The sequence below is a fragment of the Burkholderia sp. AU4i genome (genome assembly GCF_000466765.1).
In the GTDB taxonomy this organism is placed as follows: domain Bacteria; phylum Pseudomonadota; class Gammaproteobacteria; order Burkholderiales; family Burkholderiaceae; genus Burkholderia; species Burkholderia cepacia.
This window is the reverse complement of record NZ_ASSI01000481.1, coordinates 1-1,079: the sequence shown is the minus strand read 5'-3', so window position 1 is coordinate 1,079 and position 1,079 is coordinate 1. Positions and strand designations below refer to the sequence as shown.

Genomic DNA, 1,079 nt, shown 5'->3' with positions numbered 1-1,079 from the left:
CCCGCGGGCGGCGAGCGCGTAGCGCTTCGACGGGGGGGCGGGCGGCGGGGATCGGTGGCGCGGGCGGCGCATGCCGCACGGCCAGGGCGGCGGACAGGAACGCCGCGTACTGCAACGGCGGATGGCCGGCGAGCAGGCCGCAATAACCGCAGCGTTCGAAATGCGCATCGGCGGGCGCATGCGGTTCCGCGTGCGTCACGAGCGTATTGCCGGTTGCCGAGCAGATCGGCGCGGCCGGCAGGCCGCCAATGGATTCGGATGCGCTCGCGCGCAGTTGCGAGATCAGCGGCGCGACCAGCGCGAGCACGAGCGCGAACAGCCCGAGCCACGCCGTGGCCCGGGCTTGCCGTGTCGGCGCGCGGCGTGCGCCGGCGCGCGACGAATCAGGCTGCCGCGTGTGCCGCACGGCCGAACAGCAGACGGTCGATCAACCAGACCGCGACGATCGTCGCGCCCATCAGCGGAAAGACGATGCCGAGCAGCACGAGCCCCGCGATCCAGCCGCGCATCGGCGGCGTGCCGCGTTCGCGCGACGGTGCGCCGAGCTTGCCGGCCGGGCGCCGTTTCCACCACATCACGGTGCCGGTGACGGCCATCGCGGCCAGCCCGAGCGACAACACAGCGCAGACGATCTGGTTCGCGAGCCCGAAGTAGCGGCCCATGTGCAGCGACGTGCCATACGACACGGCGCGCGATACCGCGCCGTAGTCGTCGTAGCGGATGTCCTTCAACACGGCGCCGCTGTACTGGTCGAGGTAGATCGTCCGCTCGGCCTGCGGGTCGTCGGGGAAGTACGACGCGGTGAATACGCCGTCCGCGCCGGACGGCAGCGCGAGCGTATAGCCGCTCGTCACGCCGAGGCCCGCGACGATCGCGATCGCGCGGGCCAGCGGCAGCGGGGCCGGGGTCGGCGCCGACGGCGAATGCGGGACGGGCACGTTGCCGACCGCCCACGGCGTTTGCGGCAACGGCAGGTCGTCCATCACCATCCCCGGCATCGACTCGCCGGATTCGTGGTGATGGCCCGAGGGTGCGGCGGCCTGCGCGGGCGCATGCCCGGGCGCCGCGGCGGCACCCGG

At 73.4% G+C, this 1,079-nt stretch carries 2 protein-coding genes; both read right to left on the bottom strand.

The annotated features are described in order from the left end of the window. A partial coding sequence (locus tag L810_RS44260) for a DUF2946 domain-containing protein (protein ID WP_051392406.1) occupies positions 1-406 on the bottom strand: 406 nt, incomplete at its 3' end. Continuing rightward, the coding region (locus tag L810_RS43665; protein WP_042978538.1) for a PepSY-associated TM helix domain-containing protein at positions 384-1,079 on the bottom strand (696 nt) is incomplete at its 5' end. The genes L810_RS43665 and L810_RS44260, both read right to left, overlap by 23 nt.